Raw genomic sequence first — 23,499 nt, 5'->3', positions numbered from 1 at the left:
AAAAATGAAATGGACAACTATTAGTAAGTTTTTGGTAGCATCAGCAGCTGTAATGACTTTAGGCGCCTGTGGGAACACTGGCTCGAACGCATCTTCGTCAAGTGAAGAAATTGTCACTGATTTAACAAAAGACACGACGATCACCTTTTGGCATGCAATGAACGGTGCGCAAGAAACAGCGTTACAAAAGATGACTGATGATTTTGTTAAAGCAAACCCAACTATCAAAGTCGAATTACAAAACCAAGCCCAATATTCTGATCTACAAGCAAAGATCAACTCCACTCTTCCGTCACCAGGAGATCTACCAACCATTACTCAAGCTTATCCTGGTTGGTTATACGATGCTGCACAAGACGAGATGCTCGTTGATCTCCAACCATTGATCGATAATGACACGATTGGTTGGCAAGACCAAGAAGCGATTCGTACCTCTTTGCTGGATGGCGCCAAGATCAATGATGTCCAGTACGGTATTCCTTTTAATAAATCGACTGAAATGCTCTTTTATAACAAAGATATGTTGGAAAAATATGATGTCGCTGTACCAACGACATTCGCTGAACTCAAAGAAGCATCCCAAAAGATTTATGAAGCAACGGATGGCGAAGTTGTAGGTGCCGGCTTTGATTCTTTGAACAACTATTATACGATCGGTATGGAAAACAAAGGGGTTGAATTTAACAAAGAGTTAGATTTGACCAGTGACAAATCAAAAGAATTGATCAACTATTACGCGGAGGGTGTCAAAGATGGATACTTCCGGATTGCGGGATCAGACAACTATTTATCAGGGCCTTTTGCCAATCAAAAAGTAGCTATGTTTATCGGATCGATTGCAGGGGAAGGATATGTGAAGAAAGATACGGAAGGTGTATTTACGTATGATGTTGCTCCACGCCCTGAAAAAATCAATTTACAACAAGGAACGGATCTCTACATGTTCAGTAGTGCCACACCAGAAGAACGGACAGCAGCGTTTTTATATATGAAATTCTTATCAGAGCCAGAAAACCAATTGTATTGGGCAACCATGACTGGCTATATGCCAACGATCGAATCAGTATTAGAAAGTGATGACTACAAAAATTCATCGGAAACAAAAGTCCCACGACAGTTAGAAGAGGCAACGAAAGAATTGTTCTCGATTCCAGTCGTGGAGAATAGTGACAATGCGTTCAACGAAATACGTACGATCATGGAGAATATATTAGCTAACACAAATCAAGATACAGATCAATTGATCACAGATTCAGTACCGCAGTTAGAAGATGCTTGGAACCAATAAAAACGACTGAGAGGGTGAAATAATGGAAGTGACGATCCTTGCAACAAGTGACATGCACGGCTACGTTCTGCCGACGAATTATGCCAGTGACCTAGAACAACCATTTGGTGTGGCGAAGGTAGCTGGAAAACTGAAGGAATTAAGACAAGCAGCAAGCGGTCCGGTATTCATGATTGAGAACGGTGACTTTATCCAAGGTTCGCCACTTAGTTATTTTGTTGCAAAACAACCGGAGTATTCTGTCTCGACGTTAACAAAGCTTCTAAACGGCATGAACTATGATGTAGGTGTGTTAGGTAATCATGAATTTAATTATGGCTGGAACTATTTGAATGAAGCAATCCAATCCTATGATTTCCCAATAGTCGTAGCCAATATGTTAAGGAAGAATCAACAGGAATCGGTTTTACCTCCGTATCAGATCATTGAGAAACAAGGGATTAAAGTGGCGGTCTTGGGACTAGTGACCCAGTATATCCCAAACTGGGAAAATCCTGAAACAATCAAGGATCTTCACTTTGTGTCGGCTGTGGAAACGGCCAAAAAGTACGTGCCACTATTACGTGAGTTAGCAGATTTAGTCGTCGTTGGATACCATGGTGGTTTTGAAAAAGATCTAACAACAAACGAGCCGACTGAAGCAATGACTGGTGAAAACGAAGGAAGTCAATTATTACAAGAAGTACCTGGGATCGATGCGTTAGTCACAGGGCATCAACATCGTGAAATTGCTGAAGTCGTCAATGGTGTACCAGTGATCCAACCAGGATATCGTGGGGCTTTTGTAGGAGCAATCAAACTAACTGTCAAAAAGCAAGATAATAAGTTTATCGTCTTAGACCACTCGTGTCAACTTTATCCGACGAACGAGGCATCTCCAGATCCTAGTGTTCTTGAACAAGTTGGACTAGTCTCAAAAGCATTAGATGTGTGGCTAGACCAACCAGTGGGAGAAGTGCTGGGCGATCTACGGATTATTGATCCAATGGCAGCTAGAGTCAATGAGCATCCATATATTGAATTGATCAATCGAATACAGATGGATGCGACTGGAGCAGAGATTTCAGGAACAGCCTTATTCAATAATGAAGTGACTGGTTTGCCACAATCTGTCAGTATGCGTCATATTCTTACGAATTATATTTACCCGAATACTCTGGCTGTTGTACGTGTGACGGGACAAGAACTGAAAGCAGCACTCGAACAAACGGCTGGTTACTTAATGGCAACCGATGAAGGAATTACGTTTGATCCGAAGTATATCCAACCCAAACCTCAATATTATAACTATGATATGTATGAAGGTATCAATTACACAATTGATTTAAATCACCCCATCGGGCATCGTGTAACGCGCTTTGAAAAAGAAGGGGAACCGATTCCCTTAGATAAACCACTAGAAGTGGTGATCAATCAATATCGAGCAGTTGGTGGTGGAAATTATAAGATGTTTTCAGCGGAGAAGATCGTAAAAGAATATCCAATCGATATGACCGAATTGATTGCCGACTATTTCAAACGAAAAAAAGTGATAGATGCAAAAGTGAATCATAATTTCAACGTGATCGGCAAATAAAAATAGGATGAAAAAACTCCCTCAAATGCGTGTACACCGCATTTGAGGGAGTTTTTTCAGCGTTTATATTTATATTATGATTGAGATAGTTGTGCCAATAGCTCAGTATATCCCAGTTCTCTTGCGTAATCTTCCGCAGTTTTCCCTTGATTGTCACGTAACGTTTTGTCTGCGCCATGATTCAACAGTTCTTGAACGATTTGTTGATAGATTTCAGAACCATCACGTAAAGCAACTGCTTCAATCAACGCGGTATAACCATAATTATTTTGATGGTCGATGCCCACACGTGCGTCGGTTAACAGGAGTTTCACATTGTCTAAATGGCCCTTTTCAGCTGCTGGAATCAAGACATTACCGCCAAAACGATTGACGATTGCTTGATTTGGTTCACGCTGTTCCAACATATAAGATAGGATCTCTGTTTTTCCTTGTGCTCCAGCGTAAAGGTAAGGGCTGTCTTGAATCGCATCTTGGATATCGATTGACGCACCATGATCGATCAGAAGTTTGGCGATCTCGACAAAATCATGATGTGTGGCAATTAGTAAAGGTGTTTCGCCTTTGTCATTTTGTTCATCGATTGAATACTCTGTTTGTAAAATATCCTCAACTTTCTTTCGATCGTTGTCTTCGACTGCGGCTAATAAACTGCCAGATGGGTAACTCACAAGCGATTCCTCCGTTTCTTCGATTAAATGATCGGTTTGTTCAGTGGTTATTTGTTCGACAGTAGAACTAGTGCTTTTCGTTTGATCAGGAACAGTCATCTGCTGTGGCTCTTCACAACCCGTTAATGAAAACAATAAAACGGCAAAGGGCACGATCAGCCAAGCTTTCATAAATACTCCCCCTTTGTATCATCATATGATGAAGCAATCGATACCGCAAATGAATGAACTTACACTAGCAAAAGAGTAAGGGGTTAGTTGTTATTATAGTTAGAGTTATAGTTTTTTTCATAAATAAGAAATAACGAAATTTTAATAGTTAAAAATTTGCTGATTTATAATAAAAAATCAAGAATATAGACGATCAATATTTTTTTCAATTATTCCAATACTAAAATACATCCATAAAATCTTGTTTAAAGAACGTTTTGTACGGTGATTCAACATTTTTTTTGTAATTTATTATTACCTTGCTTGCGGTAATAACTGGTTAGATTTAAACATATTTGTCTGTTATTCTTAGTTTAAGATAACAAAAAAATACATAATATGAAATTTTTGAAAAAAGTTGAAGTTATCTATATTAATCGTTAATTACGGAGGGAAACATGAAAAAATAAATTTTAGGAACCATTTTATGCTCAAGTATTTTATTTGGAGCAAGTCTAGCAATTGGTGGGAATGAAGCATCTGCACACGGATATGTACAGTCTCCTATCAGTCGTGGGTACCAAGGACATTTAGACAGAGACACAAACTGGAATGTTGCTTTCCAAAAATATGGAGCGGTTATCAACGAACCTCAATCTTTAGAAGCCTTAAAAGGATACCCACAAGCTGGACCAGCTGATGGACAAATTGCATCAGCAGGTGGTTCACTTGGTGATTTCAATCTTGATCAACAAACTTCATCACTTTGGACAAAACAATCGATCGATCAAGGAGCAAACTTATTTACATGGCGCTATACTGTTGGACATGCAACAACAAAATGGCATTATTACATGACAAAAGCAGATTGGAATCCAAACGATAAATTAGAACGTTCTGATTTTGAATTGATTGGTACGATCAACCATAATGGCACACCAGCAACAACGACATCACACGCAATCAACGTACCAAGTGATCGTTTAGGTTACCATGTGATTTTAGCTGTTTGGGATGTAGCGGATACAGCTAATGCATTCTACAACGTGATTGATGTTGATGTGAAAGGTGATTCAGCTATTCCTGTGAAACCACAAGCACCACAAAATGTACGTGCTGCAAATGTGACTGCTTCTTCTGTAGAATTAGCATGGAATGGCCAAGCCAATACTGTATCATACAACGTTTACCGTGACGGTGAATTAGTTGGTAATACAAATGATCCAGAATTTAAAGATGCAGGACTAAATGAAGAAACAACATACAACTATGAGATCAAAGCAGTTAGCCAAACTGGATTGACATCTGACAAAACAGCGATTTCAGTGACAACTAGAGCGACAACTGCTGAAGAAAAACCAACTGCTCCTAAAAACTTACATTCAATGGGCGAAACGACTTCAAGCGTGTCATTGATGTGGGGAGCTTCAACCCATACACAAGGTATCAAACAATATGATATCTATCGCAATGGTCAGTTAGTGGCTTCAACGCCATCTGCTAGCTACACAGATGAAAACTTGGCTTCTGGCACAGCATACTCATACGTGGTACGTGCAATCAGTACAACAGACGAAGTTTCAGATGCAAGTAACACTTTATCAGTGACAACGAAACAAGATGAAACAATCGAAGGAATCCGTGAATGGAAAGTAGGTTCAATGGCTTCACCAGAACGTTATTCTATGAATGAAGAAGTAAGACACAATGGAAGAGTCTACATAACTATTGTTCCACATTTCAACTTTGGTGATGTTACTTGGGCACCTGACCAAGCACCAACATTATTCCGATTGAAATAATCAATTTGACACTCAGCGCATGAAACTGCGCTGGGTGTTTTTTTGTGAATAAAGGTTGCAATAAGAACGTTTAGTTGACAATGAAGGAGATTGTCCGATACCATGACTATCATCAGGAATGATCATTCAACCAGAAAGTAGGAAAGCAAATGTTCAAACGAGTACCTTCAGAGTTAACAGAAAGAGAAAATTATAAACTGTTGATTGGCTCAGTTATCCCTCGCCCAGTGGCAGTGGTTGCGACAAGGTCTTCAAAAGGAGTGACCAATGTAGCACCATTTAGTTACTTCAATATCGTCAGTTCCAATCCGCCGATACTTTCTTTAGCTATCCAAAGAAAAAATGGGGAGTGGAAAGATACAGCAAAGCATCTTATCGATACAAAAGAAGCGGTGATCCATGTTCTTGACGAAAGAATACTTGTAGATGCGAATCAGACAGCTGCTAGCTTATCAAGCGAAGAAAGTGAATTGTCGTTGACCTCTTTCACTACTTCCGAATCCGATACGATCAGCGTCCCAAGAATCAATGAAGCAAGTATTGCCTTTGAAACGACACTATACCAACATGTGCCGATCAAAAAAGGCCAAGAAACAACCGCTGATTTATTTTTACTGCAAATTTCTACTTATCAAATAAGTGAAGCTGTTTATGATGAACAAACAGGCTATATCGATCCGAAACAGTTACAACCAATCAGCCGCTTAGCAGGAAACGACTACGGTAAATTAGGTGAGATCATTCGCTTGTTACGTCCGGAATAAATATCCGGCTGATAACGCAGTTTTTTCTAGTGTAAAAATGATTTAAGAATCAAACGTTAGCTCTACATTTATTAAATAAAGTTTAATTTAGTTATTTTATTCTTTTTTTTATTGATTATCAATGGGAAGAGGAATATGATAAATTTTGTGAAAATCAAATAAGTACTAACCTTGTTAGGTGAGGCTCCTATACAAACATAGGCTATTGCCCAGAAACGTCGAAAGACGCCAATGGGTCAAACAGGAATTGTCGGATTAAGGCTTTTTCCAATAGCTAAGAATACGTTCTTTACGTTGTATAGTGCTAAAACTCGGACGATGAGATGATGCTAGGTCAGAAATCTTGTTCGAAAAGGTTTCTGACCTTTTCTTATGCTTTCTTTTCCTTTTTTACTCGCTTTGCCTAACTTGTGTCTGGACAAGAAAGGGGATGCGCTGGAACAAGCTATTTGATTTTATCAATAAAGGTATTCGTCTCACTCCAAAGAATACCGAACGAAATAAAACAGAGAGACAAACAAAAAAGGTCGACGAGTTGCAGCTCAATCGACCCAAAGACATGTAAGAGAATAAACTCTTTACTTGATTCATCATAATAGACAAAGGTCCTCGTTTCAAGTAGAAGAGTTTGAAAGGAAGAGGCAACTGAATGAAACCATTTCAGAAAATCATATTAAGTATCTTGTTAGTACTTGCAATGGTCATTGGCTTTTTTTCTTTTGAATTTATCCAAGGGTTCTCCTCAGTGAAACAATCTGCAACAGTTGAGAAAGTCAATGCACAAGATGTCCCATCGATCATCAATGTAGCATTGATTGGTTCTGATGCACGATCAAAAGAAGAAAATGGTCGTTCGGATTCTTTGATGGTCGCCCAATATGATCAAAAGACCAAACAAGCCAAATTGATTTCTATCATGAGAGATTCTTACGTCTCTATTCCTGGTTATGGAATGAATAAGATCAATGCCGCCTATTCATATGGAGGTATCGACTTATTAAACCAAACCTTACAAGATAATTTCAAATTAGAGACCCCTTACTATGCAAGTATTACGTTTCAAGATTTTATTGATTGTATCGATGAATTGTTTCCAGATGGCGTCACGATCGATGCAGAAAAAGATTTGGATTTAGATGGGGTAGCTATCAAAAAAGGAAAGCAAACAATGGACGGAAATACCTTGCTGCAATATGCTCGTTTTCGTGAAGACGAAGAAGGTGATTTTGGACGGATCCGTAGACAACAACAAGTCGTTGAGGCGGTAGCCAGTCAATTGAAAGATGTCACATCGATCATCAAATTACCCAAGGCGATCGGCAAACTTTTAGGTAGTATCCAAACCAATCTACCGGAAAGTGTACTGTTAGATTGTGGGTTAGATTTCCTAGATGACGAGAAGAAAATCGATACATTGTCCGTGCCCGTTGATAAAAGTTGGGACTTCAATGATAATACACCAGCTGGTAGTGTCTTGGAAATCGACTTGACTAAAAATCAGCAAGCGATACACGAGTTTTTGGACAAATAACCATATAACCATATTGATAAACCAGTTCCTAAAACGAACTGGTTTATTTTGATTAAAAAAAAGTTAACATAAGAACAGTACTGGTTAAGAATCATTTGGGCTGCTGTTCTATTTCCTCTTCTATGTGTTAGAATATCTTTGATTCGTACTTTTAATAAAGAGAGGTATTCAAAACATGAAGAGGAGTGGCAGACAAAAGAAAAAATCGACCGGCATCTATATCGGAGCGGGAATCGTCGTCTTGCTTGCAGCAGCTGGTGGTGGCTTCTTTTATTATCAACACGTTCAGGAACAACAAGCAGTAAAAGCTGGAGAACAAACGATTGAAGGATTTATTGACTCCCTGAATCAGGAAAATTATGAAGAAGCGGTAAAATCACTTCAAGTAGAGAAAGATAGTGATCTTACTGAACAAGATATTTTGGAAAAATATCAAAACATTTACGGTGCAGCAGAGATCAGAGGGATCAAACTCTCAGACTTATCCGTGACAAAAAAAGAGAATGATACGTATGAGTTTACGTATAAAGCTAAAATGAATACGACGCTAGGTGAATTGAAAGACTTAGCATATGAAGGAACCTTGTCCAAAGAGGGAGACCAAACCAAAATCAATTGGCAACCTAATTTGATTTTTCCGCAAATGGAAGGACAAGATAAAGTCAGCTTGAGTACAGATATAGCGTCGCGTGGCGAAATCTTGGACCGTAATAAACAGCCGTTAGCGACAACTGGGAAATTAAAACAATTAGGTGTCGTACCTGCGAAATTAGGTGAGGGTGAGGAAAAATCAGCGAATATCAAAGCAATCGCTGAAGCATTCGATTTGACGGAAGCCAGTATAGAACAAGCGATTTCTCAAGATTGGGTCCAACCGGATTACTTTGTTCCTTTAAAAATCATTGATGGGGAAACACCAGAACTTCCCAATGGAGCAACGATCCAAGAAGTTGACGGTCGTTATTATCCACTAGGGGAAGCCGCTGCCCAATTGATTGGCTATGTAGGAGATATCACCGCAGAAGACATTGAGAAAAATCCTGAGTTGAGTAGCACAGGAAAAATCGGGCGTTCAGGCTTAGAAATGGCTTACGACAAAGAATTAAGAGGTACGAACGGCGGGAAATTAAGTGTCACAGATGAAGAAGGAAATGAAAAAGCGGTCTTACTCCAACATGAAGTAAAAAATGGACAGGATATCCAGTTGACGATCGATGCTAATGCGCAAAAAACGGCATTCGATAGCTTAGATGGAAAACCAGGTTCTACTGTGGCGACAGCCCCTAAAACTGGAGATTTGTTGGCCCTTGTCAGTTCACCTAGTTATGACCCAAATAAAATGACGAACGGTATTTCCCAAGATGATTACAAAGTATATGAAGAAGACCCAAATCGTCCATTTATCAGTCGTTTTGCGACAGGTTATGCGCCGGGTTCAACATTCAAAATGATCACCGCAGCCATCGGCTTAGATAATGGAACATTGAATCCAGATGAAGTCTTAACGATCAATGGATTGAAGTGGCAAAAAGATAGCTCTTGGGGTTCTTACCAAGTGACACGTGTCAGTGATGTACCACAAGTCAACTTGAAAAATGCTTTAGTTTATTCTGATAATATCTATATGGCACAAGAAACATTGAAAATGGGGGAAGAAGCCTTTAGAAAAGGACTGAATCAATTTATTTTTGGTGAAGATCTTGATTTACCGATCCAAATGAATCCTGCGCAGATCTCAAATGAAGACTCATTCAATTCGGAGATTTTGTTGGCAGATACAGGCTATGGGCAAGGACAATTATTGATCAATCCGATCCAACAAGCTGCGATGTATAGTGTTTTTGCAAATAATGGCAGTTTAGTTTATCCACGATTAGTTATGGATCAGGAAACTAAAGATAAGAAAAATGTGATCAGTGAATCAAGTGTCCAAACGATTTTGCCAGATTTAGTCGACGTTGTGCAAGATCCTAACGGAACTGCACATTCTTTAGCTGCTCTTGGCATTCCGCTTGCAGCAAAAACTGGCACAGCTGAAATCAAAGAAAAGCAGGATGAAAAAGGACAAGAAAACAGTTTCCTTTATGCGATCAATCCTGAAACAAATGGCTACTTGGTGATCAGCATGTTAGAAAACAGAGAAGAAGGCGATTCTGCTACTAATCGAGCGCCTGCTTTATTGCAGTATTTGAACCAAACTTACCAATAAACATAGAGTGTGAAATCGGATACAAAACCATTGGCTATTTTCCTTTTCTAGTGATCCACTAGTCTATAGAAACGAGTGTAAATAACAAGAGGAGGAGATAAGATGACTGATGTCCCAAGAGCAGTAAAAGCGGAGATGGCAGCAAGCATGTTGAAGATCTAATTTGATAATGGGGAAACAAGATATTTAAAATCACATTTAGCCAAAGAACATGCAGAAGCTTTTTCGATGAAAAATGGCAAGAGAAAGAATAGTTTATTGGCTTCACAAACAACCTGGGTAGGATCGACCATTGAAATTCAACCAGATGGCACTCTTGTTCTGAATGAAAATGATTATTACTCGCCAGAAGAGTTATGGAACGATAGCAAAGAGCATATTATTTGATCAAAAATAGAGCCTTTCTATTAGATTCGAGAAATCTAGTAGAAAGGCTCTATTTATCTGAGAACGAATCACCCATGATACACTTTTCTAGTAAAGTATTTAAGAATCAATGGAGAGATCAAAGTACTTAATAAGATTACGATCACAAGTGGAGAATAATATTTTGCTTCAATCAATTGGCTTTGTTGTCCAATTTGCAAGATGATCAGTGCCATTTCACCACGTGAGATCATGCCAGCTCCTACCATAAAGGCACTATTCGTTGAGAAACCGGCTACTTTCGCCCCTAGATAACCACCACCAAGTTTAGTCAAGACTGCAACAGTTGTTAGGATCAAGATAAAAATCAATTGTTCTCCAAAGTTAGAGAAATCGACTTCTAGTCCAACACTGACAAAAAAGACTGGAATAAATACGGCATAACCTAATGCCTCGACATTATGATACACTTCTTCTTTGACCGATGTTTGACTCACCGCGATTCCTGCAAAAAATGCACCAATAACTGAACTTAGTCCGATCAAATCAGCGATGTAGGACATACCTAGACATAAAACCAAGGAAACAATGATAATCGCAGAGTTGGCATAGATTTTTCCAGCTAGTGACATCAAAAATGGGGCAATCCATTTGACTAATAAAAATATAAAAATAAAGTAGATCACTTGCTCCAATAAAAGTAGCGGTAAAGGGAGGCTGCTACCAGATTCTCCTGTCAAAAATGATAAGCTGAAACTTAACACCAACACGACAAGAATGTCATCAACTACTGAAGCACCTAAGATAGTCGAACCTTCTTTTGTGTTGACTACATGAAGTTCTTTCAATACCTCAACAGAGATACTAACAGAAGTTGCTGCGAGGATGATTCCAAAGAAGATAGCTTCATTCCTTGTGACTTGGAAAATTTCACCCGTCAACCAACCAAATAATACGGGGAGTATGATCCCTAATAAAGCAACGAACATTCCTGGTCGAAAGTATTTTTTCAAAAGAGAAAGATCGCTTTCCAGTCCAGCTAAAAACATCAATAAAATGACACCTATTTCTGAAAAATCGTGGACGAGAATATTTGGATGCACCCATCCCAGACCCGCACCACCAAGCAAGACGCCAACGAGTAGTTGACCGATCACCGCAGGTACACCAAACCTCCGTGAAAGGTGAGAGCCAATGGTTGTCGCTAACAAGATCAAACAGAGAATACCTATAAATTCCATTCTTTTCATCCTTCCTTTCTCAAAAAAGAATTTATTTTATTCGTGTCAAATGACCTACTAAACAGGATAACATAAATAACGTTATTTATGTAGTATCGTCCATTGTATGGATATATGAAAGCGCAGGACAAAAAAGGCTAGGCATTAAGCCCAACCTCGAATTTAAATAACTAATCAATTGACATACATATTTCTTACTTTAAAGTAGTTGATGATTTCAGAAATCCCCATAAAGATCAAGATACCACCAAAGATTTGGAAAAGTACCATCAAGCTTTGGAATGGATTAAATAATAAAATCAATCCGCCAATCAGTAAAATTACGCTGTATAATGACCATCCTTTTGATTTCGTATTCAAACTGATGAACAATTGAAATGCGCCATTTGCTAAAATCATCAAGCCTAAAAGAATTGGTAAGATCGAAACGATTGCTGATGCAAATAAGAACACGATCAGTCCGAAAATCAGAAAAGCAATTGCGCTGAAAAGTCCAAATCCCCAAGCACCCGTTTTTTGCTTGTTTTTATAGGCTTCAAATAAATTGATCAGACCTAATAAAACAAAATAAGCAGTGATAAGATAGCCGACAAAATTAAATACCGCAGTTGGATTGATGACTATGGCGATACCAGCAATGATATAAATAGCTGCTCGTAAAATAGCATATCTTTGAAAATTACTTCGAATAAGTTCATACATTATTATAACCTCCTTTTTTTTATTTTAACGGTTATTGTTGTTTAAACCAACTAAAAACTAGTGATTCCATTATTTTCTTAGAATTTTTTCTATTTTCTTTCCTTTAGCTAACTCATCGATCAACTTATCCAAATAACGAATTTCTTGCATCAATGGCTCTTCAATATTTTCTACTCTAACACCACAAATGACGCCAGTGATCAATTTACGGTCAGGATTCAATCTCGGTGCCTCAGCAAAGAAAGTTTTGAAGTCCTTTTCCAGTTTGATCTGTTCCTCTAATTCAGCTTGTTTATAGCCGGTCAACCAATAAACGATTTGGTCAACTTCCTCTTTTGTACGATTTTTTCGTTCTGCTTTTTTTAGATAAAGAGGATAGACAGAAGAAAAGGGCATAGTAAAAATTCGATGTTCAGTCATAAAGAAGCTCCTTTTTCCATTATTATATAATGAACTGTTCGAAAAGAATAGCTATAGTGTCAAGTCTCATGAAAGTTCAGTGAACAGGGGGATAGATAGTAAGAACGCTACAGGATACTGAGCTAATTGTTTCTGTGATGATCAATCAAAATCAGCGTAGTCACGTTCTTGTTTAATCTCAAAAATATAGGTAGCTAACTGAGCAATCATCTTTTTCCAATCATCTGGACGGACGATGCCGTTTAACAAATAAATCTTTTTGATACGCTCGGGTAGCTGGTTTAGTGGACAATCACTAATGACGATATCGCAACGCTCCATATAGTAACGTTGGATGACGATCGCTTCTTTTGAAAAGATTTGTTCAATTTTAACAATTAAATCTTTGCTGATATAAAAGTCTTTCGTGTGATTCACACCGATAATGATCGGCGGTTGCTTTTTGAATCGGTCGTAGAAATGTAGTAATTCTTCGACTACCCATGAAATATTTTCTTTTTCTAGAAAATCTGGTAAGTAATGCCAATTTTCTTGCCGGAAGTTCTCATAAAATTCAGCGACCACGGTCCTTAAGTGTTCATAGTTTTTCTGATCCTTATAAAGCAAAAAAGTTGGTAAAGGTGTATTCGGCTGTTCGCTATCCAAAAAGGTATTGTGAAGTTTATTGATCGTAAAGGACAGTGCATATAACTTTTTTTGTTTTTCAGGTAGCTCTAAAGCGAAATGCTGACTGAATGTTTCGACTAAGTTCTTGGAATAAATCAAATAAGGAAAATCGATCGCTAACAGTCTTTGATAGTGCGTCAAACTTTGTTCTTCACTATCCAATTGAGAAATCGTTAGGCGTGCTAATAAATTGAGTATGATTCGTTGTTCCCGACAAATCGGTAAATCAGGATTTAAAATATCCACATCAGGTTCAATTAGAAGATCAATATACTTAAACTGACTTAATTCTTTTTGAACATTTTCTAAAGAAGTCATGGGAAAATTATCCTGGCAAAGTTTTAAAAGAAGATACAACTTATCCAAGACGCCACCATTCATCTCATCCAATAACTCTTTCTTGAAGAAGACATGAAGAGTGTAATCGATTTTTTTTGGCTCTTCCTTGTGATAGGGGAGGGACGTATTAGCAAAAATCGTCCAATAAACATCTAGAAAACAATATTGGATTTGAATTTCACTACCAGTGATTATTTTTTTTCCTTTACTTGAAAACTTGAAGGAGATTCCATATAGAGCTAAAAATTGGTTGATTGCTTTCATTTTAGAATAGAGATATGAAGGGCTGTAATTTGTCATTTGGCTGATCGTGACCATTGAGTTGACTTTTTGTCGAAGTAAGGCAGCGATGATTTGAAAATTAGTTGATTCAAAACAATATTTACCAAATAATTCGTAATAACACTTCGCAAGGTCAGCATCGTTCAAAGAAATTTTGACAAACTTTTTGTTTTTCACTACTTCCAGATTATTTATGCCCAAAGCATGGAAGTCCTGTTCGATTTCATGAAGATATAAAAGAAAATTTGAATCAGACATCTTAAAATGGTCGGCTAGATAGTGCGTGGTGATAAAGAACTGATGCTCTGTTAAAAAAAGAAAAATCTCAAGCTTTGTTACATTTTTCTTCTTTAATAAAAACTTTTTGATTGCTTCTTGTGTTTGCATTGAAATTCCTCCGGTTGAAATTTTACTGAAAATTTCTTTATTTTCAACAAAAAAACAGTAAATCTTCCGTCTCAATCTATATTATCTTATGTTTAACATGATAATGATATTAAATAGGAGGAATTCTCATGAAATATTTAAGTCTTCTCTTTGCTTCAGTTTTACTGAGTAGTGTTTCTGTACCAGTCGAAGCTGCACAGACAGATGAACAACCTAGCAATGATGTCGCTCAACTAGCTTCTCATTCCGTCTGGGCAAATGTGAATCAAATCAAATTTTTAGAAGAACATGTTTCAGCAAACTCTGGTATTATGAGACTTAAACTAGGAGAGACGATCACGGTGAAGGCACTGGTGACTTATTCAGGGGATATTCAACCGATTTTACAGTCTGTTGTCCAATTTGAAAACGTTGATCCAGCGTTGAAGATCGAACACGATCCAGCTTCACTTGTATTCCACAACAAACTAGCAACTTTTACGTTTAATATTACACTGACACAACCAATCAATAGACCTGCTTTATTTACCGTAAAAGTAGCAGATGGTCAACCTGAGGACAGTCATCATTTGACACAATATAGTCAACGTCAAACAGTTGAACAAAAAGCTGGAGGAACAGGGGGCTTGACTGAGCCAGATCCTAATCCAGATCCTAATCCTAAACCGGATAATCCAGATGAAAATCCAGACGAGACACCGGATAATCCGGATAAAAATCCCGATGTGACACCAGATAATCCGGATGAAAATCCCGATGTGACACCAGATAATCCGGACGAGAACCCAGATGAGACACCGGATAATCCGGATGAAAATCCCGATGTGACACCAGATAATCCAGATGAAAATCCAGACGAGACACCGGATAATCCGGATGAAAATCCCGATGTGACACCGGATAATCCGGACGAGAACCCAGATGAGACACCGGATAATCCAGATGAAAATCCAGACGAGACACCGGATAATCCAGATGAGAATCCCGATGTGACACCAGATAATCCGGACGAGAACCCAGATGAGACACCGGATAATCCCGATGAAAATCCAGACGAGACACCGGATAATCCAGATGAGAATCCAGATGCAAAACCGGATAAACCAGAGGGGAACAATGGAAACTATGAAGGGGATAACGAGGAAAATGGAAATGGTGGACATGGTGGTGAAGAAGTGATTAAACCACAAATCCACCCTGAAGGCAGCATTCCAACGATCACAATACCTGAGCAAGTAAAACCATTGTCTCAAATTCGAAAACAATCAATTCCACATATTGATACGACAGATGTACTGGTAAATAAACAATCGTCTGAAATTGCGAAAGAAATTCTGCCAATGACAAAAATAGTTCACTCTTCAAATCAAGCAGCTAATGATAAGAACTCTGCAACAGCCACAGAGGAAGCAACGAAGCAATTACCTAAAACAGGAGAGCACAATCGCTTCTTTACATGGATGTTTGGTCTGCTGATCACAGGAATGAGTATGGTTACTTTTAGAAAAATCAACTAATGATTGTAATAGGTAAAAACGCCTTGAAACGGAATGTTTCAAGGCATTTTTGCGTAGAAAATGATTAATAATCAGTTAACATAGTGAACTTGTTCTTCTTCAATCAATGGATAGGTAAGTAATTCTGTACTATCTAAATCTTCTTTCGTCATATCGACTGCATTAATTTGGCTATTTGTGTAAGTCGTGTAGTAATAGATTCCTTTATCCACATTGCAACAAGAAGAATAGATCGTATACTCAAATTTACCATTCCCAACGTCACATAGTCCTTTTTGTTGTTCGACCGATTTTAGGATATGGAAGAATTGACTAACGCTTTCCTGTTCAGTCGTTGCTTTGACAGAATTTAATTTTGTAAATGCAACTTTGACAAAACGAGAAGCAGATGATAAATCTCCAGGTAAACCTAATCCGCCCATACCGCGAGAATAGACCGATAAATCAAGTTCATCGGAGAAATGGTTTTTAAGGGTAGTCGGTGAGACTGACCGATAGTTGTTCAAATTAAATAATTGATAGTCAAAGGTTGGATTATTTGTTAGTACACCGATTGGATTATCATAAATTTTTAATCCTTCGGCAACTGATTCAATAACAATCGATGTTTTTTGATCTGCTAATATCCAATGAAGAGGAGATAACGGTAGTTCTTCACTGAAATTGATGTTGACTAAATTGATATCCGCTAATAACGTACGAGCTTCTTCCACGTTTTTACATTGACTCAATATCCAAGGAATAAATTCAAATGGTGTGATATTGGTCTTTTCGGCATCTTCGTCAAAAAAATGGGCATTTCCAGGGAAATTTAAACCAGCCATACTCAAACCTTTTTCATTTGTTGCATCATAATAGAGGGGGTAGTTATCTACAACTGCTGCCATACCGATGATCGCATAGTGAGACTCTTGTTTTGGTGCTTTCCGATAATCAAAAGGAAAATTTCTTGGAGTGATCGTCACCTGTTCATTATAAGAAATCTCTAAATCCAAATTCCGTCCAAAATAATGATCGTTTGTTGTGTAAGTAATAGATGTACACATTATAATAACCTCCTTTGTTTAATTCTATATTAAGAGGATAAAGGAAAAATTACTAATAAAATGATTCTCTTTTCTTATAAACTGGTCAATCAAGCGAAAAAAACTCGGTAATGTGATTACCGAGCGTGTTGTTCTTTATTAAAATTTTTAAGCATTTTTTTAGTCAAGTAAAGTAGCGTAGATAATTCTTCTTCATCTAAAGGTAAAAAATCAAGGATCTTTTCTGGAATGTCTTTTGCTTGTTCTTGCAACAAAAGTCCTTGTTCAGTTAGAGATAGGATAGATACTCGTTCATCTGAATCATCTCTTTTACGAGTGATATACTGCTTACTAGTTAATTTCTTTATTACAGGAGTCAAAGTTCCTGAATCCAAACACAAGATCTTTCCTAATTCCTTCATGGTGATTTGTTTTCTCTCCCATAAAACAAGTAAAACAAGATACTGCGTATAAGTAAGATCCAGTGGCCTCAACAAGGGCGTATAGTAACGAGTAATTTCTTTAGAGGTGGCATATAAAGGAAAGCATAATTGATTTTTTAGTAATAACTCCTCCAAATAGACCACCTCCTAATGTGCTACTTTATAGCATACTTGTTTTTTCTAAAAAAATCTAGTTCTCTACGGCTGTCAAAGTAACTTCGATATTGCCAGCTGTTGCTTTTGAATAAGGACAAACTTTATGTGCAGCTTCTAGTAATTCTTGTGTTTCTTCGATTGATAAACCTTCAACTGAACCTTCGATCTCAACGCCTAACACAAAACTCATTTCACTTTCTGCATATAGAGACACTTGAGCGCTGATTGTTGATGCACCGTCAATATTTTTTTGTGTTTTGATCAAGTCTAATGCGCTATTGAAACATGCACTAAAGCCAGCGGCAAACAATTGTTCCGGATTTGTTGCATCTTCTACACGTTTACCTGGAGCTGCAATGTTAAGCTCGAATGAGTGATCTGGACTGTGTACTTCCCCAGAACGTCCGCCAGTATTGATCATTTTTGTTGAATACATTTTTTTCATTAAAAATCACTCCTCTTTTTATATTTGATGCAATTAAATTGTACACAATTTAATTAGGTAGAGCAACTAACTTGCTTTGAAAAAAAGTCTACTCCTGGTTTATGAATAAAAACTAAGAGTAGACTTTTTTATAGGAATAGGTCCGTTCATTTTAATTGTGACATCATTCGATCGGATGGTACGTAAATCCACTACCCATGACTTCTGCTACACTATTGACGATGACAAAAGCATTCGGATCGATTTCTTCAATTATCGGTTTGACTTTAGAAAATTCTTGGTCAGTTACAACCATCAACAACACTTCTTTTGATAGATTACTATAACCGCCTCTAGCTTCTAGGATCGTGAACCCACGTCCAATCTCCTGACTTAAACGTGTATGGATTTCTAAAAGATGATTCTCGCTTAGAACCATGATCGATTTTTGACGATTTGTTCCTGTTTCAATGTAATTCATCACGATGGATGTAATTACGATAGACAGAATCGCATAGAGAAATTCATCAAATCCAAAAACAAATAAGGTTAAGGAAACAACGACAGCATCGGTCATCAAAAGTCCAATGGAAGTACTTAAATTGAAGTATTTTTTGAAGATAAGGGGAGGAATCGTGGTACCGCCACTAGATGAATTATTTTTGTATAAGATAGCTACACCCAAAGCAAAGATCGCACTACCGAAAATGACTGATAAGAGACGATCAGGCGTGATCATATACTCTGGGACGATCTCAATGATCGCTGGGAAGACTAAACTACCAAATAATACTTTAAAGAAAGGTTTCTTGCCTAAAAAAATCAAGGCCAAAATCAACATGATGATATTCAAAACTAGTATAACTGTTGCTCGGTTCAAACCTAAAGCTGACTCAAGTAAAATACCAAGTCCACTTACGCCACCAGCTGCAATGTGATGCGGACCTAAAAACATGTTGATACTGATAGCTAAAATAGTTAAAGCAAATACTATTTTAATGTATGTCCAAATTATATTTCTACCGTGTTTCATTTATCCACTTCCTACTATACATTTATTTCCAACTATTCTCATTATACATTAATTTTGTATAAAAGTTAACAAAGTTGAAAAAGAAAGTTAGATAAACCTAAATTTATAATGAATCGTTCAAAGCTAAAATGGTTGAAATATTGGACACCAATCAATAAAAACAATTATGAAATGGAACAAAGCGTGTATTTTTTGATTTATGCTGACTCGTTATTTATAGAAACTATTTACAAAAGCTAATTGACCATCAAGGTGCATTGCCCTGTAGCGATTTTTAAATCATTATCTAAATAAATCGTTGCCTGCCAAAAATGAATATTTTTCCCGATTTTTTCAGGTTGTGCAACCACTCTCAAGTTACCTGTAGAGGCTTTATTCAAATGTTGGACTTGCAGATCGATACCTACAGCAAAGTGGGGGGCTTGTAAATATTCGTTAGCCCCAATGCTACAAGCCGTTTCGATCAATACAGCATTGATTCCTCCATGCAAATAGCCATAAGGTTGGTGATGCTTTTCGTCAATTGCTAAAGTCAATTGGACTTCTTTAGGTGAAACAATACACGTTTCAATCCCTAGATGATCTAATAAATTCATCCTGTTACTCCTTATTTCTTATTCTTTATTGCTACTGTCATAATTAAACTCTATTTTTATCATTCAAACACTGTTTGCGAACTATTAGGGTATTCAATTAAAAATTTTTTACTGATGAATGGAAGAACTGTCAGTTAAAATTTAATCATTTAGTTTGAATGAAACACTTGTTCTAAATCTTTTACCAGAAAAAATGCCAAAGTTCATAAAAACAAATAATGGTCTGCTTTTTTTAGTTTTTTCATTAATTTCCGGATTTCTTTTATTTCATTAGGCGTATAGCCACCAATTATCCCTTTAACCAATGCTTTTTCTTTTTCTACTCCTGCCTTTTTATGATGAAGTCTTTTTTCAAAATCAACTATTTCTTTTGAAAATTTATTTTTTTTAGGCAATCAGAAAAAAAACACCCCCTAAATATACGGTTATATAACAATTATATTATTATTATTCTAAAATTGTAACCGTTCGTTTAAAAAGGGGGAGAGGGATTTAGCTGATATTTTTATTTTGTTCTTTTTGCCTTTTACTGGTAATTACTTTATGTAAATTTTCAAAGGCCTCGAATCCATATTCTTCTACGAATTCATCAATTTCTTTGAGAAGTTCTTCATTATCAAGCTTTGTTTCTAACTGTTGTTCTTCTAATTTTTTTCCTGCAAAAGAGATTACTGACTGTTGTCTTTCGCTATTAAGTTTTTCAAAGATAGAGAGTAGACGACGAGAATTTTCTTCCTCACCTTCAATAATATAACCTTTTGTCACATGAAATAACTCAGCAATTTTTTGAATAGCACCCATACGAGGTGTTTTTAATCCAGTTTCCCAATTAGAAATAGTTTGCTTGCTAACACCGACTTTTATTGCCAATTCTTCTTGCGTCATTTGTTGTTTATGCCTTAGTTCACTAATCTTCTGTCCAATAATATTTTTATCCATAATAATCCTCCGAGTTCTTACTCCAATAATATACCAGAAACTGGTCTAAATCAACATTAAGTTATACATAGTTATATAAAATTATTTACTATAACTTTAAGTTATATTAAAATATATAAATAGGAGGTGTTTTATATGTTGCAAATATCTTTGAAAGCAGCAAGAGTAAATTCAGATTTGAATCAGACTGAAGTAATTGACATTCTGCAAAATAGTTATGGTCTAAATCTTACTAAGGAACAGCTTGCTGAGTACGAGGATGATGCCACTGATGTGCCGATTTCTTTAGCAAAGAAATTTTCGGAAATTTATGGTATTTCCGATGACTATATATTTTTCGGTAACAAATCAACTTTAAGTTATATTTCGCGTGGATTAAACCAAAATAATCTTTAGTGATTCATGTGATAAACATCAAGATAACCACTTAAAATTGATGAACAGCATATGACCTATTATTTGATGTGACGAATAAAATCATTTAAACCAAACGATGGTCTTTCAACATTTTAGCGTCCTTGTAATAGGTACTAATATAAACAGACACATTTAATTTTTATTAAGGAGTGAGTAAGAATGCCATTGAACTGTCGGTCTAGAAAAAAAGAAAAAACTCGGACATACAAATCTTCGGTTTATCCAACCAGATTCTGAAGGAATAGAAGCAGTAATGAGGTAATTGAAGGGAAAACCACGTTGGAAAAGAAATAAAATGAAAACTCTGTGCAATTTAGTTTGTGGTTTGACTAGTAGAAGCCAAATACTTTATATCAGTAGATCTAAAAGATGAATTTTTAAAGGAGTGATTTTTTGTGATGTACCCCAAAAGAATAGATATGAAACAAACAAGATATAATGTGAGAGAAGTTTTAAAAAATTTTCGTAAACTTGATCGGCTGGTAGGACGTGTCACAGTCGACATTCAATCTCCTCATAGAATCAATAGCTTAAAAGCAACTCTTTCTGATCAATCTTCAGAAAGGGCATCTATGCAAATGATAGCGATTGAAGCAGAAAGGAATGCAATCTTAAATGCTTTGATGGTTTTGAGTCTAACGAATCGAATGATCCTTTATTATTCTTATTTTGTTCCTGAAAGTTTTTCGAATTATAAGATTAGTCTTGAAATCGGTTATTCCGAAAGAACGATTCAGAGAAAAAAAGCAGAAGCATTGATTGAATTCGCTGAAGCATATAAGACTGGAAAACTGATTGCGTATAAATAATTTGGCGTTTTTTTGGCAGATGATTGGCGGTTCCCATCTCTTCTTTGATGCTAGTATGAATGTAAGCTTAGGAAATGGCAGAAAATAATAAGTATTTGTTTTTCTATGTAATAACAGGTGATAGATAGGTGTATCTACATTTTCAAGATGAACATGGCACATATAGTGGAATAAAGAAAATAGAGCAATCAACTTAAGTCACTATATGAAACGAAAGAAGAATCAAATGATGAAAGATACAAATACTCTCACAGAAACAAAAACGTCAAAGATAACGGAGGTAGAGAATGACGGAAGTATCAATTGGTGAATGGATGGCTGTCATAACACTTGGTGGAACGTTGATTGTAGGCGTAGCAAAATTCTATGCAATGTTTACAAAGCTCGATCATACATTGGGGAAATTAGAGAATACTATTGTTCGAGTAGAAAAAAGCCAAATCGAGTATGGCAATCGTCTCTCAATTATTGAAGAACAAATCAAATCTATTTTCAAACAAATTGGAAAGGAGGTGAAGTAGGTTGACCGAAATCTTAACGATTTCAAGTATTATCACACCACTGGTCGTCGGTGTGACAGAACTGGTGAAAGGACAAATAGGACGCAGTAAACTTTTGCCTATCAGCAACGTGGTTACTGGAATTTTGCTTAGTGGGCTGTATTCCTTCTCATTCGTTCCACAGGATCTCATTCTTTATTTATGGGCAGGAGCGATTGCTGGTTTGGCCGCAGGTGGATTATTTGATTTAGGAGATCATGTAATGAAGTTACAGGAGTCTAATAAAAGCAATTGATCGTCCAAGTTTCTTTTACCAGTAAAGGAGGTGAGGAAGATAAGACTGGAGGATCTACGAGGAGATGGACGTATTTTAGGACCGACCAATGCCAAAAGAAAGGCATCAGAAATAACTAAAATTGCGCGTCATCATTCGGCAACAACCACAGGAGATGTATGGGCGTTTCAAAACTATTGGAAGAACACATTGGGGTGGGGAACTGGTGGCTATCATGAGATTATCCTAAGAGATGGCACGGTACAATGGTGTTACTTTGATGAAGATATCACAAATGGTGTGGGGGGACATAACATACCAACCTACCATATTTGTCTTGTTGGAAATGGCTCGTTCACTAAAGAACAGGAAAAAGCATTTGACACGCGAGCAAAAGCGGCGATGCAACGTTTTGACCTATCAGTGAAGGATGTTTTGGGGCACAATGAGTTCATTGGACACTCTTCGACTATCTGTCCGGGTATTAACATGAGGATGATTCGTGATCGCTTAGGTGATGCTGAGGACTTGACACATGATGAAATCATTTTAGCTAGTCCACCCAAGGTAGTCGGAAACTATCGAGGAAAATTAGAAATATTTAATGAGCTATCTTTAGGTATATTTCGGATAGCAGGATGGTTAATACCCCAAAATGGAGCAGCCTTTTTGGATCTAGGCTATGTTTTTTGGATAGATGCCGATAATCCCTCTGTAGAAATTGGTCGTTGTCGGTCAGCAGGCATTATACGAGACGATGTGAATGTTGCTTACGGCTTACCAACTGGTTTACGGTTTGGTTTGGACGGCACACTTGACATTCAAAAACATGCAGGAAAAAAAGTATTTCCGATGTTAAGACGGACGAATGAACCAAACGGAAATATGATCAGTGGACAAACAGTTGATGTTTCTTTTCCAGAATATACTTTGACCATTCCTAAACGATAATAAAGTTTGTTTCATTGTTCA

General features: G+C 37.1%; 25 protein-coding genes and 1 riboswitch. Of the genes, 13 read left to right on the top strand and 12 right to left on the bottom strand.

Features of this window, described 5'->3' with window-relative positions; translation table 11 throughout:
- Positions 1–4: 4 nt before the first annotated feature.
- Positions 5–1,288, top strand: coding sequence for an extracellular solute-binding protein (locus ACH0AK_RS05545; protein WP_023519718.1), 1,284 nt, complete (start codon positions 5–7; stop codon positions 1,286–1,288).
- Between the two features lie 22 nt (positions 1,289–1,310).
- Positions 1,311–2,864 carry a bifunctional metallophosphatase/5'-nucleotidase gene (locus ACH0AK_RS05540; RefSeq protein WP_023519717.1) on the top strand — a complete coding sequence of 518 codons (1,554 nt, stop codon included), beginning with the start codon at positions 1,311–1,313 and terminating at the stop codon, positions 2,862–2,864.
- A gap of 74 nt (positions 2,865–2,938) precedes the next feature.
- Here the strand turns inward: ACH0AK_RS05540 and ACH0AK_RS05535 are convergent, their stop codons facing one another.
- Positions 2,939–3,706: an ankyrin repeat domain-containing protein gene (locus ACH0AK_RS05535; protein ID WP_438846519.1), complete on the bottom strand. Its 768-nt coding sequence runs from the start codon at positions 3,704–3,706 to the stop codon at positions 2,939–2,941.
- Between the two features lie 449 nt (positions 3,707–4,155).
- On the opposite strand from ACH0AK_RS05535, the gene ACH0AK_RS05530 reads away from it, so the two are divergent.
- From ACH0AK_RS05530 to ACH0AK_RS05510, 5 genes are all read left to right on the top strand, one after another.
- Complete coding sequence (locus ACH0AK_RS05530) at positions 4,156–5,487, top strand: lytic polysaccharide monooxygenase (protein ID WP_499796787.1); 1,332 nt, start codon at positions 4,156–4,158, stop codon at positions 5,485–5,487.
- Between the two features lie 149 nt (positions 5,488–5,636).
- Positions 5,637–6,251 carry a flavin reductase family protein gene (locus tag ACH0AK_RS05525; protein WP_010735396.1) on the top strand — a complete coding sequence of 205 codons (615 nt, stop codon included), beginning with the start codon at positions 5,637–5,639 and terminating at the stop codon, positions 6,249–6,251.
- Between the two features lie 163 nt (positions 6,252–6,414).
- Positions 6,415–6,581, top strand: a riboswitch (M-box (ykoK) riboswitch).
- Positions 6,582–6,900: 319 nt separating this feature from the next.
- Complete coding sequence (locus ACH0AK_RS05520; protein WP_077151305.1) at positions 6,901–7,782, top strand: LCP family protein; 882 nt, start codon at positions 6,901–6,903, stop codon at positions 7,780–7,782.
- Between the two features lie 175 nt (positions 7,783–7,957).
- Complete coding sequence (gene pbp4, locus ACH0AK_RS05515; RefSeq protein ID WP_023519712.1) at positions 7,958–9,991, top strand: penicillin-binding protein PBP4(5); 2,034 nt, start codon at positions 7,958–7,960, stop codon at positions 9,989–9,991.
- A 228-nt stretch (positions 9,992–10,219) separates the two neighbouring features.
- Positions 10,220–10,378, top strand: a complete 159-nt coding sequence (locus ACH0AK_RS05510; protein ID WP_023519711.1) for a hypothetical protein — start codon at positions 10,220–10,222, stop codon at positions 10,376–10,378.
- Positions 10,379–10,446: 68 nt separating this feature from the next.
- Here ACH0AK_RS05510 and ACH0AK_RS05505 read toward each other — a convergent pair whose 3' ends face one another.
- From ACH0AK_RS05505 to ACH0AK_RS05490, 4 genes are all read right to left on the bottom strand, one after another.
- A complete protein-coding gene (locus ACH0AK_RS05505) occupies positions 10,447–11,598 on the bottom strand; it encodes a cation:proton antiporter (RefSeq protein WP_010735399.1) in 1,152 nt (383 codons plus the stop codon).
- A 174-nt stretch (positions 11,599–11,772) separates the two neighbouring features.
- Entirely contained in the window at positions 11,773–12,300 is a 528-nt protein-coding gene (locus tag ACH0AK_RS05500; protein ID WP_023519710.1) for a DUF308 domain-containing protein, read from the bottom strand.
- Positions 12,301–12,369: 69 nt separating this feature from the next.
- Positions 12,370–12,720: a DUF2200 domain-containing protein gene (locus tag ACH0AK_RS05495; RefSeq protein WP_010735401.1), complete on the bottom strand. Its 351-nt coding sequence runs from the start codon at positions 12,718–12,720 to the stop codon at positions 12,370–12,372.
- A gap of 141 nt (positions 12,721–12,861) precedes the next feature.
- Positions 12,862–14,394, bottom strand: a complete 1,533-nt coding sequence (locus tag ACH0AK_RS05490) for a helix-turn-helix domain-containing protein (protein WP_224434739.1) — start codon at positions 14,392–14,394, stop codon at positions 12,862–12,864.
- A 128-nt stretch (positions 14,395–14,522) separates the two neighbouring features.
- On the opposite strand from ACH0AK_RS05490, the gene ACH0AK_RS05485 reads away from it, so the two are divergent.
- Positions 14,523–15,911: an LPXTG cell wall anchor domain-containing protein gene (locus tag ACH0AK_RS05485; RefSeq protein ID WP_499796775.1), complete on the top strand. Its 1,389-nt coding sequence runs from the start codon at positions 14,523–14,525 to the stop codon at positions 15,909–15,911.
- A gap of 71 nt (positions 15,912–15,982) precedes the next feature.
- Here the strand turns inward: ACH0AK_RS05485 and bsh are convergent, their stop codons facing one another.
- The 7 genes from bsh to ACH0AK_RS05450 all read right to left on the bottom strand — a co-directional run bounded on the left by bsh (position 15,983) and on the right by ACH0AK_RS05450 (position 20,527).
- Positions 15,983–16,957, bottom strand: a complete 975-nt coding sequence (gene bsh / locus ACH0AK_RS05480; protein WP_224434737.1) for a choloylglycine hydrolase — start codon at positions 16,955–16,957, stop codon at positions 15,983–15,985.
- A gap of 116 nt (positions 16,958–17,073) precedes the next feature.
- Positions 17,074–17,514, bottom strand: a complete 441-nt coding sequence (locus tag ACH0AK_RS05475) for a MarR family winged helix-turn-helix transcriptional regulator (protein ID WP_226076493.1) — start codon at positions 17,512–17,514, stop codon at positions 17,074–17,076.
- Between the two features lie 55 nt (positions 17,515–17,569).
- Positions 17,570–17,980: an organic hydroperoxide resistance protein gene (locus ACH0AK_RS05470; RefSeq protein WP_010735406.1), complete on the bottom strand. Its 411-nt coding sequence runs from the start codon at positions 17,978–17,980 to the stop codon at positions 17,570–17,572.
- A 163-nt stretch (positions 17,981–18,143) separates the two neighbouring features.
- Complete coding sequence (locus tag ACH0AK_RS05465; protein ID WP_023519705.1) at positions 18,144–18,992, bottom strand: YitT family protein; 849 nt, start codon at positions 18,990–18,992, stop codon at positions 18,144–18,146.
- A 236-nt stretch (positions 18,993–19,228) separates the two neighbouring features.
- Positions 19,229–19,588 carry a PaaI family thioesterase gene (locus tag ACH0AK_RS05460; RefSeq protein ID WP_010735408.1) on the bottom strand — a complete coding sequence of 120 codons (360 nt, stop codon included), beginning with the start codon at positions 19,586–19,588 and terminating at the stop codon, positions 19,229–19,231.
- A 203-nt stretch (positions 19,589–19,791) separates the two neighbouring features.
- Positions 19,792–19,983: a hypothetical protein gene (locus ACH0AK_RS05455; protein ID WP_023519704.1), complete on the bottom strand. Its 192-nt coding sequence runs from the start codon at positions 19,981–19,983 to the stop codon at positions 19,792–19,794.
- A gap of 97 nt (positions 19,984–20,080) precedes the next feature.
- A complete protein-coding gene (locus ACH0AK_RS05450; protein WP_023519703.1) occupies positions 20,081–20,527 on the bottom strand; it encodes a helix-turn-helix domain-containing protein in 447 nt (148 codons plus the stop codon).
- A 135-nt stretch (positions 20,528–20,662) separates the two neighbouring features.
- On the opposite strand from ACH0AK_RS05450, the gene ACH0AK_RS05445 reads away from it, so the two are divergent.
- From ACH0AK_RS05445 to ACH0AK_RS05425, 5 genes are all read left to right on the top strand, one after another.
- Positions 20,663–20,923, top strand: a complete 261-nt coding sequence (locus ACH0AK_RS05445) for a helix-turn-helix domain-containing protein (RefSeq protein ID WP_066025029.1) — start codon at positions 20,663–20,665, stop codon at positions 20,921–20,923.
- 416 nt (positions 20,924–21,339) lie between these two features.
- On the top strand, positions 21,340–21,753 hold the full coding sequence (locus tag ACH0AK_RS05440) for an ArpU family phage packaging/lysis transcriptional regulator (RefSeq protein WP_499796774.1): 414 nt from the start codon (positions 21,340–21,342) through the stop codon (positions 21,751–21,753).
- A gap of 287 nt (positions 21,754–22,040) precedes the next feature.
- Positions 22,041–22,274, top strand: coding sequence for a hypothetical protein (locus tag ACH0AK_RS05435; RefSeq protein WP_023519700.1), 234 nt, complete (start codon positions 22,041–22,043; stop codon positions 22,272–22,274).
- Between the two features lies 1 nt (position 22,275).
- Positions 22,276–22,548 (top strand): holin, encoded by a 273-nt coding sequence (locus ACH0AK_RS05430; protein WP_010735413.1) that lies wholly within the window; start codon positions 22,276–22,278, stop codon positions 22,546–22,548.
- A gap of 30 nt (positions 22,549–22,578) precedes the next feature.
- On the top strand, positions 22,579–23,478 hold the full coding sequence (locus ACH0AK_RS05425; protein WP_224434735.1) for a peptidoglycan recognition protein family protein: 900 nt from the start codon (positions 22,579–22,581) through the stop codon (positions 23,476–23,478).
- Positions 23,479–23,499 lie beyond the last annotated feature (21 nt).

The sequence above is a fragment of the Enterococcus pernyi genome, assembly GCF_045371165.1.
Taxonomy (GTDB): domain Bacteria; phylum Bacillota; class Bacilli; order Lactobacillales; family Enterococcaceae; genus Enterococcus_B; species Enterococcus_B pernyi.
This window is presented reverse-complemented; position numbering and strand designations above follow the sequence as displayed.